Below are 18,357 nucleotides of genomic sequence, written 5' to 3'. Positions count from 1 at the left end.
CCGGTGTCGACGATTTATGACTTCCGAAAGATCAAACTGCCGAACGTTTCCCGGACCGCAGTGGTGATCAGTGCGCTCCTGATCGTGCTCGGGCTGGTGGGCGGCCTGGTCGGTTGGCAGCTGTACAAGCGGCTGACCACCAACACCGTGGTGGCCTACTTCCCGCAGGCGCTGGCGCTGTACCCGGGCGACAAGGTCCAGATCATGGGGGTGCGGGTCGGGGCGATCGACAAGATCGAGCCCGAGGGCGACACGATGCGCGTCACCATGCACTACCAGAACAAGTACAAGGTGCCCGAGGATGCGACCGCCTCGATCCTGAACCCCAGCCTGGTGGCGTCCCGCACCGTGCAGCTGTCCCCGGCCTATACCGGCGGGCCGGTGATGAAGAACAACGCCGTCATCCCGTTGGAGAAGACCCAGGTGCCGGTCGAGTGGGACGACCTGCGCAACCAGATCACCGACATCGTCAGCCAATTGGGCCCCACCCCGGAACAGCCCAAGGGCCCGTTCGGCGACGTGCTGGAGTCGTTCGCCTACGGCCTCGAAGGCAAGGGGCAGCAGCTCAACGACACCCTGACGTCACTGTCGGAGGCGATCACCGCACTCAACGACGGCCGCGGCGACTTCTTCGCCGTGGCCAAGAGCCTGGCGTTGTTCGTCAACGCGTTGCACCAGAACGATCAGCAGTTCGTCGCACTGAACTCGAACCTGGCCGAGTTCACCGACAGCTTCAACCGCACCGACACCGAACTGGCCGACACCCTGGTTCAGGTCGACCAATTGCTCACCACCGCACGGGACTTCATCGACCAGAACGGTGAGGTGCTGGCGCACGACGTGAACAACCTCAGCGAGGCCACCACGGCGCTGTTGCAGCCCGAACCCCGCGACGGCCTGGAGACCGCGCTTCACGTGTTCCCGAACCTGGCCGCCAACCTGGTCACCATCTACGAGCCCACCAGCGGCGCACTGTCCGCGATCCCGGTGGTGGCCAGCTTCGCCAACCCGATGCAGTTCATCTGCAGCTCGATCCAGGCCGGCAGCCGGTTGGGTTACCAGGAGTCGGCGGAGTTGTGTGCGCAGTACCTGGCGCCGGTGTTGGACGCGATCAAGTTCAACTATCCGCCGTTCGGCATCAACCAGGTCTCCACGGCCGCCACGCTGCCCAAGACGGTGGCCTATTCCGAGGAGCGGCTGCGCCCGCCGCCGGGGTACAAGGACACCACCGTGCCGGGCATCTTCTCCCGCGACACGCTGTTCTCACACGGCAATCACGAGCCCGGCTGGGTGGTGGCGCCCGGTATGCAGGGCGTGCAGGTCCAGCAGTTCACCAAGAACATGCTGACCCCGGACTCGTTGGCGGCGTTGATGGGTGGGCCCGACCCGGTGATCGCGCCGGGCGGTCCGCGCGGTGGCGCGCCGCCGAACGCCTACGACCAGAACAATCCGCTGCCGCCGCCGTGGTATCCGCAGCCCGGCCCGCCGCCGGGCCCGGATCCGGGCGTGGTGCCGGGTCCGTTGCCGGTGTCCCAGCAGTTGCCGGGCACCAATCCGGCCCAGCAGGGTCCCGCCCCGGCCGCTCCGGCTCCCGCGGGTCCGCCGCTACCGGCTGAGGTAGGGGGTCGGTGATGCGCAGTTTGCAGGTGACTCGCCGCGTCGTGTGGCGCGCGCTGGTGTTGATCGTCGCCGTGGTGACGCTGTCCTCGTGCGGTTGGCGCGGCATTGCCAACGTCCCGCTACCCGGGGGCCCGGGGACCGGTCCGGACAGCATGCGGGTGTACGTCCAGATGCCGGATACGTTGGCGCTCAACGTCAACAGCAAGGTGCGGGTGGCCGACGTGAACGTCGGCTCGGTGCGCGCGATCGAGTTGAAGAACTGGGTTGCGACGCTGACCCTCGACATGGAATCCGACATCACGTTGCCCGCGAATGCGACGGCGCGCATCGGACAGACCAGCCTGTTGGGCAGCCAGCACGTCGAATTGGCGCCCCCGGAGAATCCGTCGCCGGAGCGGTTGCGCGACGGGGACACCATCGAGCTGAAGAATTCCACGGCGTTCCCCACCACGGAGCGCACGCTGGCCAGCATCGCGACCGTGCTGCGCGGGGGCGGCATTCCGAACCTAGAGGTCATCCAGACCGAGGTCTACAACATCCTGGACGGCAACGCGGGCGAGATCCGGGCCTTCCTGGACAAGTTGGCGACGTTCACGCGGGCACTCAACGAGCAGCGCGAGGATCTGACCCGCGCCATCGACGGCACCAACGAGCTGCTGACCATCGTCGCCGAACGTAACGACACGTTGGACCGGGTGCTCACCGAGATCCCGCCGCTGATCGAATATTTCGCCAATCAGCGGGAGGTGTTCGCGGACGCGGTCACCTCGCTGGGCCGGTTCTCGGCGATCACCGACGAGACGCTGTCGGCCGCCCGCGGCAACCTGGAGACCAACCTGCAGTTGCTGCAGCGGCCGTTGAAACAGCTGGCGAAGGCGTCGCCGTACCTGGTGGAGTCCCTCAAGCTGCTGCTCACAGCGCCGTTCAACATCGACAACGTGCCGAAGGTGGTCCGCGGTGACTACATCAACACCTCTGCGACCTTCGACCTGACGTTGAGCACGCTGGACAACGCGTTCCTGTCCGGCACCGGGGTGTCGGGCATGCTGCGGGCGCTCGAGCAGTCGTGGGGCCGCGACCCGGCGACGATGATCCCCGATGTCCGGTTCACGCCGAATCCGAACTCGGTGCCCGGCGGCCCGCTCGTCGAGAGAGGGGAGTGAGGGGTGAGTAGACCTTGCTGACCCGATTCGTTCGAATCCAGTTGCTGCTGTTCACCGTTCTGACGCTGATCGCGTTGGTGACGCTGGGCTGGTACTACCTGAAGCTGCCGAGTGTGGCGGGCATCGGGCAGTACCAGCTGAAGGCGGACCTGCCGGCCTCCGGCGGTCTGTACCGCACCGCCAACGTCACCTACCGGGGTATCACCATCGGAAAGGTGACCGGGATCGAACCCACCGAACGCGGTGCGCTTGCCACCCTGAGCATTTCGGAGAACTACCGGATTCCGGTCAACGCCACCGCGAATGTGCATTCGGTGTCGGCGATCGGTGAGCAGTACCTGGACCTGGTGTCCGAGGGCGGCGCCGACCAGTACTTCCAGCCGGGGCAGACGATCACCAACGGCACCGTGCCCCAGGAGATCGGGCCCGCGCTGGACGCCGCCAACCGCGGTTTGGCCGTGCTGCCGAAGGAGAAGATCTCCGCGCTGCTCGACGAGACAGCGCTGGCCGTCGGCGGGTTGGGTCCCGCGTTGCAGCGCCTGGTGGACGGCACCCAGGCGGTCGTCGGCGACTTCCGGACCCACATCGACGACATCAACGACATCGTCGACAACTCGGCGCCGATCCTGGAGAGCCAGGTCACCTCCGGTGATGAGATCGCGCGGTGGGCCCGCAACCTGAACAGCATCACGTCGCAGACCGCGGCGCAGGATCAGGTGCTGCGCAACACGTTGACCAATGCGGCCCCGACCGCCGACGCGGTGACCGCCGTGTTCAGCGACGTGCGGGAGTCGTTGCCGCAGACGCTGGCCAACCTCGAGATCGTTCTCGACATGCTCAAGCGCTACAACAAGGGGCTCGAGCAGACGCTGGTGGTGCTGCCGCAGGGCGCCTCGGTGGCCCAGGCGGTGGCGGCGCCGTTCGAGAACGCCGCGGCGCTGAACTTCAGCTTGACCATCAACCAACCGCCGCCGTGCCTGACCGGATTCCTGCCGGCCACCGAGTGGCGGGCCCCGGCCGACACCACCACCGCGCCGCTGCCCAGCGGCACCTACTGCAAGATCCCGAAGGACGCGCCCAACGTGGTCCGCGGGGCGCGCAACTACCCCTGTGCCGATGTGCCCGGGAAGCGGGCCGCGACCCCGCGGGAGTGCCGGTCCGAGGAACCGTATGTGCCGCTGGGGACCAACCCGTGGTACGGGGATCCGAACCAGATGCTCAACTGCCCGGCCCCCGGTGCGCGGTGCGATCAGCCGGTGGACCCGGGCCGGGTGATCCCGGCGCCGTCGATCAACAATGGGCTCAATCCGTTGCCGGCCGACATGCTGCCCCCGGCGCCGCCGATCGTGAGCGATCCGCTGTCCCCGCCCGGCAGCGGCACGGTGCAGTGCAGTGGGCAGCAACCCAACCCGTGTATCTACACTCCGTCATCAAGCACCTCCGCGGTGTACAACCCGCAAAGTGGTGAAGTCGTGGGGCCCGACGGAGTGAAGTACACCGTCGACAGTTCGACCAACACAGGAGACGACGGATGGAAGGAGATGCTGGCTCCGGCCGGCTGATCCCACCCGAGGACGAGGACGGCACCGGTGTCTCGTCCGGTGAGCCTTCGGAACCCGGGCAGGCCGACGAGATCGGCCGGTCCGGCGAATCCGTCGATTCCGGAGCTCCCGGCGAGTCTCCTACGCCGAGCGACCACCTCGGGCAGCGTTCCCGCCTGTACAGCCGGGGCTGGGTGATCGGGGTCGCCGCGACGTTGCTGGTGCTCAGTGTCCTGCTCGCCGGCGCGGGCGTGCTGGCGCGGGTCGCCGACAACGACATGCAGGCCCGTAACGTCGACGAGGCGACGGCGGTGCAGGCGGCCAAGGACTGCGTTATCGCCACCCAGGCCCCCGACCTGGCCACCATGGAGGCCAGTCAGCGCAAGATCATCGAATGCGGCACAGGAGATTTCGGTGCGCAGGCGGTGCTCTACAGCGGCATCCTGGTCGACGCCTACCAGGCGGCGCAGGCCCAGGTCCAGGTGTCCAACATCCGGGCCGCCGCCGAACGGCACCACGACGACGGCTCGGTGGATGTACTGGTCGCGTTGCGGGTCAAGGTGAGTAACAGCACGGTGCAGAACCAGGAGACGGGTTACCGGCTCCGCGTGCAGATGGCTCCCGAAGACGGCACCTACAAGATCGCTCAGCTCGACCAGGTGACCAGGTGACGGAGCTGTTGACCGACGACACCCGCCAGAGCGATACGGAGACAACGGATCCGAGCTCGCTGGCGTCGTGGCCCGCGCGCGCGGGCGCATTCGCCCTGGACGTCGTGGTGGGCTTCGGGGTGTTCGCGGCGCTGGTGTTGGTGGCGTGGTCGACCCCGCAGCGGGAATGGCTGTGGTGGGTCACGGTGCTCGGGGCCGCCGCGGTCCTGCTCGCGGTGGCCGTGAATCGGATGCTGCTTCCCGCGTTGAGTGGATGGACCCTGGGGCGCGCCCTGTTCGGTATCGCGGTAGTGGACCGCGACGGCACCAAGGTGGGGCCATGGCGGCTGCTGGCCCGCGACGCCGCCCACCTGATCGACACCGCAGCGCTGCTGCTGGGCTGGTTCTGGCCATTGTGGGACCGCCGCAACCGTACGGTCGCCGACATGGTGGCACGCACCGAGGTCAGGGTGGTCGAACCCACGCCGCGGCACGCGAAAAAGACTGTGGTGAAGGTGGTTTCGTTGGGTGCCGCGATCGCCGTCGCCGCCGCGACGCTGGGTTACCTCACCGTCTACCGTCAGGACCTGCGCCTGGCCCAGACTCGCGAGCAGTTGGCGGTACAGGGCCCCAAGCTGGTCACTGACATGCTCAGCTACCAGGCTGCGACGCTGCACGAGGACTTCGAGCGTGCGCGGGGAGCGGTCACCGACAACTACCGACCGCAGTTGGAGGAGCAACAGCGCGCCATCGAGCAGGCCGGTGCGGTGGACAACGACTACTGGTCTCCCAACGCGGCGGTGCTGACCGCGGGCGCCGACCGGGGCACCATGCTCGTGCTGCTGCAGGGACAGCGCGGGACGCCGCCGGACTACCGGACCATCACCGCCACGGTGAAGGTCGAGTTCGTGCGCGCCGCCGCGGACCAGTGGAAGGTCGACAACCTGACGGTGCTGGCCAGTCCCAACCCGGCGGGCGGTGGCGGATGAGCCCTCGTCGAAACACCGCGGGTAGCAAGGCGTTCACCGATCTTCCGGCGCCACCGCCGCGAACCCGAGCCCTCACGGTCGCATTGACCGTCGCGACCGTGCTGATCGTCGCCGCCGCGGCGGTCAGCGCGGTGGTGCTTTTCACGCATCAACGCCAGCACCGGGAGGCCATGCGCACCGCCGAGTCGCTCGGTTTCGTACGGTCGTTCATGACCGATTTCACGTCGCCGGACCCCTTCAACGCCAATGCGTATGCCGACGGCCTGCTCGCCCAAGGCACCGGAGCCTTCGCCGAGGACTTCAAGTCCCGCATCAACGAGATCGCGGTCTCGGTGGCACGGTTCGAGCCGACCGCCGGCGAGGTGCTCGAGGCCGGCGTGGAACGGTGGAACGACGACGGCAGTGCCACCGTCGTCGTCGTCACCAGAACCGTCACCACCATGCCTGACGGCGGCCGCGTGGAGGATGGCAGTCGGTGGGTTGTCACTGCGATCCAGGAGGGGGGCCAATGGAAGATCAGCGATCTGGCTCAGGTGATCTGAGCGACGGCGCCGCGGAGTCCTCCGCCGAGAAGACCGACCCGACAACGCAGCAGCGGGTGCCGCGTGGGAAGCGGAAACGCGCCGCGTCGACACCGGCCCCGGAGCCCGTGGTCGAGCCGGACGCGACCGACGAGCCCGAGGCGACCGAGGAGCCCGAGGCGACCGAGGAGCCCGAGGCTGAGACCGACAAGCCGGACGCGACCGAGGAGCCTGAGGCTGAGCCCGACAAGCCCGACGCCGAACCGGTGGTGCTCGTCGAGCGCAAACTGCCGGGACGCCGCGCGGGCCTCGTGATCGGCATCGCGGCCGCCCTGTTCGTCGCGGCGGGCGGTTTCGCCGGGGCCATGGCGCAGCCCTACATCGCCGAACGTGCCACGGTGCACACCAAGGTGCAGATCGCCCGGACCGCCGCCGACGCCATCACCACGCTGTGGACCTACACCCCCGACAACATGGACCAGCTGGCCAACCGGTCGGCGCGTTACCTGGCCGGTGACTTCCAGGCGGAGTACCGCAAGTACATCGACGCGATCGTGCCGACCAACAAGCAGGCTCAGGTGACCAACTCCACCGAGGTGGTCGGTGCGGCGGTCGAGAGTCTGAACGGCTCCGAGGCCACCGCGATCGTCTACACCAACTCCACCTCGACCAGCCCGCTGACCAAGGACATCCCGTCGCTGAAGTACATCTCCTACCGGCTGACCCTGCAGCGCGAGTCGGGGCAGTGGCTGGTCACCGGGATGACCTCGATCACCAACCTGGATCTGACCCCGCAGATCTGACCGTCACCGTGCCGGGTCGGCATACCTGTCGTACGCGCCGGCCAGGTACTCGCTGCGGCAGGCGCTGCGGGCCAGCTTGCCGCTGGTGGTGCGCGGGATCACGCCCGCCGCGACAAAGCGGAAGTCCGCGACGCGAACTTGATGCAGACGTGACACGGCAGCGCGCACGGCGTCGGCGACGGCACCGGGCTCGACGCGGCCGGCCCCGGCGGCGCGTTCGGCGACGATGACCAACTGCTCTCCGCGCTCGCCCGGCACGGAGAAGGCCGCCACGTAACCGGACCGCACGGCCCGGGAGGAGCGACTGACCGTGGTCTCGATGTCGGTGGGGTAGTGGTTGGCGCCGTCGAGGATGATCAGGTCCTTGCTGCGCCCGGTCAGGTACAGCTCGCCGCCGAGATAGGTGCCGAGATCCCCGGTGGCCAGCCAGTACGCGTTGTCGGGGACACCGGTGGCGTGGCTGTCGTCGCCCAGGCGGGTCTGCAGCTTGTTGCAGAACACCCGGTTGGTCTCGTCGGTGCGGCCGAAGTAGCCGTTGCCGATGTTGTTGCCGTGCAACCATATTTCACCGATGGTGCCCTCGGCGACCTCGTTGCCGTCGCCGTCGGTGACGACGACCCACTGGTTGGGGATGGCGGTTCCGCACGACACGTGTTCGACAGCGGCCGGGTCGGCGGCGTCGACCCGGACCGCACGGCCCGCGCTGAGCTGTTCACGATCGAGGTGGACGGCGCGCGCCGCGGCCGACGGGGCGATGCTGGCGACCGACAGCGTGGCCTCGGCCATCCCGTAGGACGGTTTGATGGCCGTGGCGGGGAGACCGTACGGCGCGAACGCCGTCGTGAACTTTTCGTTGGAGGCCATGGTGACCGGCTCGGACCCGTTGAGGAGGGTCACCACGTTGGTCAGGTCCAGCGCTTCGCCGGCCGGCGGCAGGCCCCGCTCGGCAGCGAGTTCGTAGGCGAAGTTGGGTGCGGCGGCGAAGGTGCGCCCGTGGGCGGACTCGATGCCGAGCTGCTTGATCCAGCGATAGGGCCGGCGGACGAAGGCCATCGGGTCCATCAGCGTGATGTGGCTGCCGCACAGCGCGGGGAACATGATCATGATGAGACCCATGTCGTGGTAGAGCGGCAGCCAGCTGACGCTGCGCACGCCCAGGTCCAGATCCCCGGCCAGGATCATCTGCAGGACGTTCGTGCAGACGTTGCGGTGGGTGATCTCCACGCCGGCCGGTGTCCGGGTCGACCCGGAGGTGTACTGCAGATAGGCGACGTCGTCGGTGTTCAGCGTCGGTGCGACGAACATCTCGGCCACGCTGTCGGGCAGGGCGTCGACGGCGATCACCCGGGGCCGATCGGCGGTGGCGATGGTCTTGAGCACCTTGCGCACGGACTCGGCCGCACCGCTGGTCGTCAGCACCACGGTGGGCTTGGCGTCGCCGAGGACCGCGGACAGCCGCTCGTTCTGTCCCGCGAGGCTGGGCGCGAACAGTGGTACCGCGACGGTGCCCGCATGGATGGCGGCGAAGAACGCGGCGACGTAGTCGACACCTTGGGGCGTGAGGATGGCCACCCGGTCGCCGGGTTGCGTGATCTGCTGCAGTCGGGCACCGACGGCGCAGACCCGGGACCACAGCCCGTTCCAGCTCAGTTCGACGACCTGACCGTCGGGGTCGTGGGAGTAGTCCAGGAACCGGTACGACGGCCGGTCGCCGAAGATCTCGCGGTTGCGGTCCAGGAACGAAGTCAACGTGATGCCGTCCGGAATCACGATGGTGCCGTCGGTGCGGACGTAGTCCTCGACGCGGACATCGGAGACGGCGCGCGCGGCGCCGTCGGCAGAGGGATCCCGACCCATTCGGACGACACTAGTAGTGGTGCTAAGTAAACCTTGAATCCGCAAGGAGTGATAGTCGTCACTATCGACGGGTCGTGTGAACATCGCCGGCATCGCGACTGAGCTGGGCCGAATAATTGTCCACAAGCGTCAATAATTCTGGGCACACCCGTGTACATTTCCTGACACGGGCTGTGCTTGGGCGGATCACCGGTTCACGGCGCTGGTGCCGAGAGGTTCGCATCGTCGCGCCGTCTGATTCGCCCGAACCAGGTCGGGGGCAGACACCGGGCGGGCGATACTGGCTTATGGCCGTCGCCTCCCCGGTGTCTGACAAACTCACCACCGCGGCGCTGTTGCTGCTCACCTTCGCCACCGGCTTGATCGACGCCGTCAGTGTCCTGGTGCTCGGGCACGTCTTCGTTGCCAACATGACGGGCAACGTCATTTTCCTGGGGTTTTGGTTTGTGCCGGATTCCGGGGTGGATCTGACCGCCGCGGTGGTCGCGTTCGGGGGATTCCTCGTCGGCACCATCCTGAGCGGTCGGTTTGCCCGGCATCTGGCGGCGAGGACGCGGCTGTGGCTGACGGTGACGCTGGGACTCGAGGCGGCGTGGCTGATGGTGCTGGCGGGGTTGGCCGGCGCGGGGGTGCTCGATTATCACGACAACGGCAAACTGATCTTGATCGCGGGGCTGGCCATGGCGTTCGGATCGCAGAACGCCGCCGCACGTCAGTTCGGCGTCCAGGAACTGAGCACCACGGTGCTCACCTCGACGATCGTGGGCCTCGGCGTGGACTCCCGACTCGCCGGCGGCACGGGCGACCGCGAAAAGTTGCGTTACACGGTGGTTTTCACGATGCTCGGCGGCGCCGTCGTCGGCGCCACGATGACCCGCTTCGTCGTGGCACCGGTGATCGCCCTCGCCGCCGTCGTGGTGTTCGCGGCGTTGCTGATCTTTCGGCACGGGCCCGCGGCGGATTCGTGAATCACATCGTCGCCCTGCGGAATCCGCGGCTCGACTAGTCTCGGTGGCATGCCTGCAGTCCTGGTGACCGGAGCCGCCCGCGGTATAGGGCGTGCCATCACAGCGCACCTGTCGGCGCTGGGCTGGGACGTTGTGGCCGGCGTGCGGACCGACGTCGATGCTGCGGCCCTCGGATCGCTCCCGCGCGTAAGTCCGGTGATGCTCGACGTGACGGATTCCGCACATATCGCGGCCCTGGGCGACGGATTGCCGCAACGGCTCGATGCCGTGGTCAACAACGCCGGGATCGTGGTCGGAGGTCCGCTGGAGACCGTGAGCCTGGACGATCTGCGTCGCCAGCTCGAGGTGAACGTGGTGGGCCAGCTGGCCGTCACGCAGGCTGTGTTGCCGAGGCTGCGCGCAAGCAGGGGGCGCATTGTCTTCATTTCCAGTGTGAACGGCCAGATTTCGGCGCCGCTGCTCGGGGCGTACTGCGCATCGAAGTTCGCCCTGGAGGCCGCGGCCGATGCGCTGCGAATGGAGTTGCAGCCGTGGCACATTGGGGTCAGCGTCGTGCAACCGGCGCAGACCGCGACCGATATGTGGGAGACCGCGCCGCAGACCGCCGACGACCTGGAAGCGGCCATGACCGCCGAACAGCGGGTGTTGTACGCGAAACATGTTGCGGGGTTTAGGAAAATGATCCCACTTTCGCAGCGGGTGGCTGTGCAACCGCAGACGGTCGCGGAGGTGGTGGAAGAGGCGTTGACCGCCAAACGTCCGCATGCGCGATACACCATGGGGTTGGTCCCGTCGGTGCAACTCGGCGTGATGAGAAACGTGCCCTCGTTCGTTTCCGATCTGCTGGTGCGGAAGCTGTTCGGCCAGCCTTAGCGCCAGCTACGGATTTCGAACCCCCCGCATTTTGCTGAACTAATTTGCCAACCCGACAAATCTGGGGATGAATTCGGTCTCAATTACCATGGGGCCGATCTTGAAGCCCTTTCTGCCAGCCTTTTTGCACTTTCCTGAGAGTAACCTGTTAATGCTGAGATCTGCCTGAATTATTTGCTAAACTAGGACCGTCGCGAACAGCAACGCAGATGTCAGGCATAAAGTCGAGAAGCTACGGATCGACCGCATACCCGACTGACGGGGCATGGTGGGGGCCATGTTGCGATACGCCCAGAATATTGGGGGCCGGTCGCCTAGCTATCGCGCAGTGGGGGGATGACGTCGCCTCCGGTCGAAAGGCCGGGGGCGACGGTCATTTCGTGTCCGGGAGGTTCTCGGGCAATGCCCGGCTTCGCCGAGTTTATTGCGCTGGGCGTCACCGTCCTTCGCTGTGAGGGTCCTGAAGTGGGCCGGAGCTCGCGGAGCCGCCCAATGCACTGGCCTGCCGGTGCCGTGCCCGAGGTGGTGCGGTCGTGGTGCCGCAGGAGTTTTCTGCTGGAGCCGGGTGGCAGACCCGCTGAGCCGGTGTCGTCTCATTCGGTGTTTGACGACTGATCACGGCCTGACGGCGCGGTACCGATGACGATGTCATCGGTCAGAGTGTGACGGTGGACAGTATTTCGAAGAAGCGCGGCGCGTAAGTTTCGGCAAAATTCGACGGTATCCGGTGGCGGCGTCGCGAGAGTAGGGGCGGGTCGCGGGACCGAGAGCGTCCTGAACTGAAATCAGGCAGCAAACCGACGATCTGGTCAGACTGCCGGATTGCCGGCCTAAATAGTCGCGATGGCAAATCTCAATGCCGGCTGCCGAGTCGCGGCCGCAGTCGACGAACCATCTGCACGGGGCGGAGGCGTCGCACACAGTAATCGTTGCGCTCGACATCAAATACGACAGCAACGTCACTGAATACCCGTAACAGCCGCATCGAACGTGTAGCTTCGGCAAGCAATGCAGCTGAGATTTGGCTGAGAAGGGAAAATGGGGGCGGATGCGCGGCTGGGGGGCCGACGCAAATGGGGGTGATGGCGCGTCCACATTCTGCGGATGTCGTCTCGGTAGTTGACAGTTCGGACAACGACTTTCGGTGTGGCAGCGAGGGATCGCAGTGCCGTCTATGGCGCCGTATGAACCTGAGCTGAAGCTGAGGCCGGTTGCCAACGCGTCGAATCCAAAGAGCAGCTCAAACACGAGGGGGAACTTGTGGGCACACACGGTCGGGCAAAGATGGACGTCGCACCGAATCGGTACGGAAATCGCGCTGAGCGGCGCGCTGCGAAGAGGCGGGGCGCCACAAGGCCGGCCGTAACGGCGGCGGTGACGGCAGCAGCGGCGGTCTCGGTCGCACTCGCCCCGGCGTTCACGGCAGATGCCGGGACCTATGTGGTGGGCATGCCGGACTGGCTGTCGGGGGTCGTCGGCGGCGCGGTGAACACGCTGCCGTCGGATCCGGACGCGGTCAGCGGCGCGATCCAGCAGGACCGGGCGAACGCAATCAAGCTCGTGGGGTGGGGAACGGGCGGATTCTCCGAGGAGGATTTGGCGCCGCGGTGGGTGACGTGGGTTGATCCGACACGTGCTGCCAACCCTGTGACGCAAAGCGGTGGGCTGTTTGGCCCCTGGACGGGAACTGTCACCGGCCGCGCCTGGGCGAACGGGCAGTGGGTGTCGCCGAGTGATCCGGGTGTGGATCTGACGAACATCAGCGTCGGGGACCTGCTCAAGTACAACAGCTACAGCGCTCAAGTCGGAGGCATCGACAAGGCTGTGGCCACGGCATTGGCACCATATCTCAACTGGACGGCCTACCTCTCGAACACGAATTTCATCGGCTACGGCGACGGTGCCGTCGCGGTGGGGCAGGGATATCAGGACTTCATCGATCTCGCCCGCACCCCCGGTGGATTGGAGGTCGGCCCGGCGCTGACCGGCCCGCGCAAGATCGTCATCACCGACCCCAACGATCCGGTAACCAAAGATGTCACCAAGGCATTCGTCAAAGTGAACTACGTTACCTACCTGGCCATTCAGGCAGCGCCAGGCGTATGGCTCGCAACTCAGCCGCTCAACGCCGGCGACTACCCCGATCAACCCGATCTGCCGGCCGTCGAGATAACCCCCGCCGGCGTCATCGACGTCACCGTGCTCACGGTCAACCTGCTGCGAAACCCAGGCCGGCCCAACGGCGGCCTGTATTCGCGCTTCGCGCCGATCTATCAGGAGGTCACCGGTGTCAACCCGGTGACCCCCGAACGGCAAGACGTCCTTCCGGAGGGGGCCGACCTCGCCGGTCTGGTCGACGAGAACGGCAACCTGAATCTGGCCGGTCTCGACTTCGAGAACGGCGATCTGCTGGCCACCCTCGAGGGCCTGGACGGCAAGCCCATCGTCTTGACGCTTCTCAAGACCGACTTCACCTGGGAGTACGACCTGCTGTCGGATGCTCCGGCGACGGCGAGTCCGGTGGCATGGGCCAACTCGGCAATGTCCGCCCTGCTGCCGCTCACCCTCGGTGCGTCGTTGCTCAACCTCGATCAGGGAGCGCCGGGCCTCGAGCTGTACCAAAGCCCGGACGGCACCATCTACGGCACGCTGACTCAGGAGCAACTGCCACTGTTGGCGCCGGCCCGCCTGGTGTCCGGACTGATCGGGCTGGCTACCGGCGAGGACGTCAACACCCCGGTGGCCGACGCGCTGGAGCCCTTCCTCAAGCTGCTCGTGGACACGAGCTACACCGACGTCGTGCGGAACGCGGACGGAACCTGGGATCGCACCCACGACCAGGCGCACATCGCCACGCTGTTCGGCACGCAGACCATCACCCGGACGCAGGCCACGCTGCTGGCGGGTGACCTGATCGCCGAACTCGGGAAAGGCGTGGGTTCGGAGTACACCGACGTGGTGCAGCGCCTGAACCGTGTCGTTTCCTTCTTGGAGGACAACGACTTCGAGGTGCCGGCCGAAATCAAGGCTGCCGCGGCCAGGTTGGCCGCCGAGCCGGGCGCGGCAATTCAACGAGTGAGTCGCGACCTGGGCACCACGGTCTCGGAGGTACTCGGCGAAGTAGACCGAGTCCTTCCTGAGACGCCGCCTCCCACCCAGGCGCAGTTGGCCAACGGACAGCGACCGGTGGGTAAGGCGCTCGGCGCGGTGAAGGACGGGGTGGACGCCGGGACCGTCCAGGTCCACGGGGCCATCGACGACGCTGCGGAGGCGATCGGTCAGGTCGAGGGGTTGGAATCGTCCGCCCAGCAGGCCGCGGCCGCATTGAAGGACCCCGCCGGTGCGTTGAAGAAGGCCGGTGCGAAAGCTCAGGCCGACCTCACCAAACGTGTCACGAAGACGCAGAAGAGTCTGGCGAAGTCGCAGGCCCGGGCGAAAGCGGTCACCGACAAGCTGAAGGACGGTGACCTCTCCGGCGCGGTCAAGCAGGTCGGCGCGAACGTCGAGAACCGCGTCAAGCGGGTTCAGAAGGACATCAAGAACGGCGTGGACAAAGTCAAGGCGAAGGTGAAGTCCAGCGGCGGCGCCGAGTCAGACGAGTAGGCAGCAAGGGCGAAGGGGCACTCGAGCGGGGCTCGAGTGCCCCTTCGTCGTTGCAGGACCACCTGATTGGCGCGAGTCGCCGGCCATCGCGTGAGCCGGGTCCCGCGTCGCCGGCGTCGGCCTTGGGAGAAAAATTTTGCCGGTTGAGCGCACGCGCGCGGCGCGGCCACAGTGGATCCGACTCCGAGACTCTCCGGCAACCTGCGGGGCAGGGGGCGCGATAACGGCAATTCCTCGCCATGTCAGGGTGATCTTGATGAGCTGGCTAAACCGCAGCGAGCAAGAACATCAGCAATCCCGCGGCGGTTCACCCCTTTTTGGGTCGTGTAGGTGCGTCGCCGCGAAAACCAGGAGAAGCCTTTGACGCCGACGTCAGGAAACTGATTGCAGATGCAAATAGATTAGTCAGCAACCGAGTTTTGGTGGTGCGCGCACGGTGCTCTCCGTGTAGCTTGGGGGCGAGCACAAGCTGAGATTTTCCTGAGGGGTCGGGGTCGAATTCGATGATAAGCAACTAACGTGGCGCCGCGGTTCGAACGGTGCCGCACCGTCGTTCTGCGCCTGCTGAGGTCCCGAATGCCAAGTCGGGCTGATTCTTTCACGCCAGGGGATTGCTGAGCCTGGCTTCGCGGTGTCAGGACCGCACAAACCTGAGCTGAAGCTGAGCCCGATCGCCGATCTCGGTCGGCAATATTCGTCAACTAGATGGGGGAGTTATATGCGCATGTCCAAGTCAGCAAACACCGAGAGCGCGCGGGCGCGTCGGCGTCGGCTCGGCGGCACCAAGACCAAGAAGGCGGCAATCGCCGGTGTCGCTGCGGCGAGTGCCGTCGCGATCAGCGTTGTGCCCTTCTCCGCGGAGGCCGCGACCTACATCGTGGGGGCACCGGACTGGTTGGGCGTGAACAACATCGACAGCGACGCCGAGACCATCTACCAGGCGATCCTCAACGATCGGAACAACCCCGTCGCCACCTTGGTCGGGTGGGGGACCGGCGGCGTCGCCCTCAACCCGCAGTGGGTGCAGTGGTACAACCCGAATCTCGGCGGTCTGGACTTGGGTGACATCGACTTCGGTGACGTGTCTGCGGGTGATCTTGCGGCGTTGATAGGCCAGCTGGATCTCGATGAACTGACGAATACTGACCGCGACCAGTACTACACGCCGCGCGATGAGGGGCAGATCGGCACCGAGGAGGTGATGGTCGACAACCCCGCGTATCAGGAAGCTTTCGAGGCGGCACTGGCTGAGGTCATGCAGGAGGATCGGGAGGCGATCCTCGCAGCGGACAAGATCGATGTGACGATCTCATACACGGTGCCCGAGCCGGATTGGTGGACGAAGCAGCACACTATCGGGAGCGGGTGGCTCGCCATCAAGTTCCGTCTCAGCACTGTATTTGGGTCGTGGCAGAGCCAATCGATTGCGGGCCAGTCGCTCGGCGCACCGATCACAACGACCATCGCCATCGACAATCCGTTCGAGGGTGACCCCCAAGCGCTGGACGCCTTCTTGGAAACCGGTGTTTATCAGGGCGAAATTCCCGTCGTGATCAACACGTCGCAAGTTCTTGGGATATCGAAGCCTGATTACGTTCCGCAGAGCCTTTGGAACTCCATAATGCAGCCCATCAACGTCGGCAACGTCGACTACGGCTTCGACCGCACCATGTTCGGCCTGCCCGGCGCCAGTTGGGAAGACCGGGCCGAAGATCTCGTCGACCCCACCATCCCGAAGCGGATCCCCGAAACCCGACCCGTCTACGGCTGGATCCCCGGGGGCTGGACCACGAACACCTTGGGTCAATGGGTTTCCCCGACCAACGACATCATCGGCCTGCAGGACCTGGACCTCGAGGCCCTGCTCGACGGAGATCTGTCCGGTCTCAGTGCCCTGGCCGGGATGAGCACCCGGGATCTGGCCTACTACCTGTCGGGCGATCTGGGATTCCTTGCCCCACTGCTGAACTGGACCGCCTACGTCTACAACACCAACCTGATCGGCTATGGCGACGGCGCCATCGCCGCCGGCCTGGCGTACCAGAAGTTCATCGATGCGGTGCAGTCCGGCGAGATCAAGGCCGGCGAACCACAGACCGATGGCCGCTACATCGTCATCACCACCGACGAGGACGGCAATCGTGTTGTGCGGGAGCAGAATTACAGCGCGGGCGATGGCGGCTGGGACGAGGTCATCACGTCTTACCCGCTGCCGGACGACCTGAACTTCCCGGACATGCCGACCGACGAGGACGGCAATCCGCTGTACCCGGCCTACACCGAGGTCGAGGGCGGGGTGCTCGACGTCCACCTGTTCACGCTGGCGCTGCTGCGTAACCCGGGTCGCGCCAACGGCGGCCTGTACTCGCGGTTCGCCCCGCTCTACGAGCAGCTCACCGGCACCAATCCGGTCTCGCCGGACAGTCAGAACGTGCTGCCCGAGGGGCTCGAGGGTCTCGATATCGCCAAGCTGCTGCTCGGTGAGGGTGGTGCGCCGGACATCCAGATCGACGACGTCGGCAACCTGGTGGCCATGCTGGAGAGCGCCGACGGCAAGCCGATGGTGATCACCCTCAAGACCGACCTGACATGGCAGTACGACCTGCTCTCCGATGCGCCGGTGACGGCAAATCCGTTGGCGTGGGCCAACTCTGCCGCAGCGGCGCTACTGGCGGTCAACTTGGCGGCGGTACTGGTCGACTACGAGAACAATGGCGTGGACTTCGAAAGCTACGTCGCCGACGACGGCACCATCTACGGCACCGTCACTTTGGACCAGCTGCCGCTGCTGTCCCCGATCCGGTTGCTCGCCGGCGCGATCGAGACTGCCACCGGCGAGGACATCAACACGCCGCTGTCCGATGCCTTTGAGCCAGTGTTGAAGACGTTGACCAACGTCGCCTACACCGACTGGGTGCGGGTGGAGAACCCCGACGGCACCATCTCCTACGACCGCACGTTGCGGGAGATGCACACACCGACGCTGTTCGGTACGCAGACGATGACAGCCGCCGAGCGGGCGCAGCTCGCCGGTGATGTGATTGCCATCCTGGGTAAGGGCCTGGGGGCGGAGATCACCGATATCAATGGCCGGTTCCTGGCCAGGGTGGAGAAGCTTCTCGGAAAGTTGGATGCCGAGTTGCCGTCGGAGCTTCGCGAGGCGTGGGTCAAGTCGGTGCCGGTCGTCGGCGACGCCATCACCAAGGTCAGCGCCGAGCTCGGCGAAGGGGTGAGCACGACGCTCGGCGGTGTGGTTGAAGCCGTTGAACCCAACCTGCCGGAGGAACTCCAGCAACCCTCCGCCGAGGAAGAACAGACTCGGTTGGCCAGCGGCCAGGAGCAGGTCGGCAAGGCGCTGAAGCCGGTCAAGGACGTCGCCGAGGACGTTGCAGAGCAGACGAACTCGACCATCAGCGATGCCCGGGATCAACTGGAGCAGGCGGGCGACGAGTCGCGCGCCGCGGTAGCTGCCACCAAGAAGGGCCTGCAGGACTCGTTGACCAAGGCCCGAGCCGACCTGAAGGACGCTCGCGACGACGTCCGTGCCGGTCTGAAGCAGGCCCGCGACAAGGCGAAGGCCGACGTCAAGAAGGCCGGTCAAGACCTGAAGAAGGCCGGCCAGGACGTCGGGAAGTCGGTCAAGGACACTGTGGACAAGGTCAAAAAGGCCGTGACCCCGAAGAAGTCCGCGAAGAAGGCCGCCAAGCCGTCAGACTCCGACGACTGAACTCAGGCAACGAGAGAAGTGCCCCTGCCCTGGGAGGGGCAC

12 protein-coding genes are annotated in these 18,357 nt (G+C 66.1%); 11 read left to right on the top strand and 1 reads right to left on the bottom strand.

What is annotated here, in order from left to right; translation table 11 throughout:
* Positions 1-3: 3 nt before the first annotated feature.
* From R2K23_RS21595 to R2K23_RS21565, 7 genes are read left to right on the top strand one after another with little or no spacing between them, the layout of a single operon-like run.
* On the top strand, positions 4-1,632 hold the full coding sequence (locus tag R2K23_RS21595) for a virulence factor Mce family protein (RefSeq protein ID WP_316512479.1): 1,629 nt from the start codon (positions 4-6) through the stop codon (positions 1,630-1,632).
* Positions 1,632-2,783: a virulence factor Mce family protein gene (locus R2K23_RS21590; RefSeq protein ID WP_316512478.1), complete on the top strand. Its 1,152-nt coding sequence runs from the start codon at positions 1,632-1,634 to the stop codon at positions 2,781-2,783. The genes R2K23_RS21595 and R2K23_RS21590 overlap by 1 nt, the downstream gene beginning before the upstream one ends.
* 14 nt (positions 2,784-2,797) lie before the next feature.
* Positions 2,798-4,345, top strand: coding sequence for a virulence factor Mce family protein (locus R2K23_RS21585; protein WP_316512477.1), 1,548 nt, complete (start codon positions 2,798-2,800; stop codon positions 4,343-4,345).
* The gene (locus tag R2K23_RS21580) at positions 4,315-4,995 is read left to right on the top strand and encodes a hypothetical protein (protein WP_316512475.1); all 681 of its coding nucleotides are present in this window, start codon (positions 4,315-4,317) and stop codon (positions 4,993-4,995) included. Before R2K23_RS21585 ends, R2K23_RS21580 begins: the two co-directional genes overlap by 31 nt.
* Positions 4,992-5,963 (top strand): RDD family protein, encoded by a 972-nt coding sequence (locus R2K23_RS21575; protein WP_316512474.1) that lies wholly within the window; start codon positions 4,992-4,994, stop codon positions 5,961-5,963. Before R2K23_RS21580 ends, R2K23_RS21575 begins: the two co-directional genes overlap by 4 nt.
* The gene (locus tag R2K23_RS21570; RefSeq protein ID WP_316512473.1) at positions 5,960-6,505 is read left to right on the top strand and encodes a mammalian cell entry protein; all 546 of its coding nucleotides are present in this window, start codon (positions 5,960-5,962) and stop codon (positions 6,503-6,505) included. Before R2K23_RS21575 ends, R2K23_RS21570 begins: the two co-directional genes overlap by 4 nt.
* Positions 6,472-7,287, top strand: coding sequence for a mammalian cell entry protein (locus tag R2K23_RS21565; RefSeq protein WP_316512471.1), 816 nt, complete (start codon positions 6,472-6,474; stop codon positions 7,285-7,287). Before R2K23_RS21570 ends, R2K23_RS21565 begins: the two co-directional genes overlap by 34 nt.
* A 3-nt stretch (positions 7,288-7,290) precedes the next feature.
* Here the strand turns inward: R2K23_RS21565 and R2K23_RS21560 are convergent, their stop codons facing one another.
* On the bottom strand, positions 7,291-9,144 hold the full coding sequence (locus R2K23_RS21560) for a fatty acyl-AMP ligase (RefSeq protein WP_316512470.1): 1,854 nt from the start codon (positions 9,142-9,144) through the stop codon (positions 7,291-7,293).
* A 287-nt stretch (positions 9,145-9,431) separates the two neighbouring features.
* Between R2K23_RS21560 and R2K23_RS21555 the strand changes: the two genes are divergently transcribed.
* From R2K23_RS21555 to R2K23_RS21540, 4 genes are all read left to right on the top strand, one after another.
* Positions 9,432-10,112, top strand: coding sequence for a YoaK family protein (locus R2K23_RS21555; protein WP_316512469.1), 681 nt, complete (start codon positions 9,432-9,434; stop codon positions 10,110-10,112).
* A gap of 48 nt (positions 10,113-10,160) precedes the next feature.
* The gene (locus tag R2K23_RS21550; RefSeq protein ID WP_316512468.1) at positions 10,161-10,985 is read left to right on the top strand and encodes an SDR family NAD(P)-dependent oxidoreductase; all 825 of its coding nucleotides are present in this window, start codon (positions 10,161-10,163) and stop codon (positions 10,983-10,985) included.
* A gap of 1,284 nt (positions 10,986-12,269) precedes the next feature.
* Positions 12,270-14,588: an alpha/beta hydrolase family protein gene (locus R2K23_RS21545; protein WP_316512467.1), complete on the top strand. Its 2,319-nt coding sequence runs from the start codon at positions 12,270-12,272 to the stop codon at positions 14,586-14,588.
* Between the two features lie 631 nt (positions 14,589-15,219).
* The gene (locus R2K23_RS21540; RefSeq protein WP_316512466.1) at positions 15,220-18,315 is read left to right on the top strand and encodes a PE-PPE domain-containing protein; all 3,096 of its coding nucleotides are present in this window, start codon (positions 15,220-15,222) and stop codon (positions 18,313-18,315) included.
* Positions 18,316-18,357: the final 42 nt, after the last annotated feature.

The sequence above is a fragment of the Mycolicibacterium sp. MU0050 genome, from assembly GCF_963378085.1.
GTDB classification, from domain to species: Bacteria; Actinomycetota; Actinomycetes; order Mycobacteriales; family Mycobacteriaceae; genus Mycobacterium; species Mycobacterium wendilense.
The sequence above is the reverse complement of the archived record's forward strand: the minus strand, read 5'-3'. Positions and strand labels throughout refer to the sequence as shown.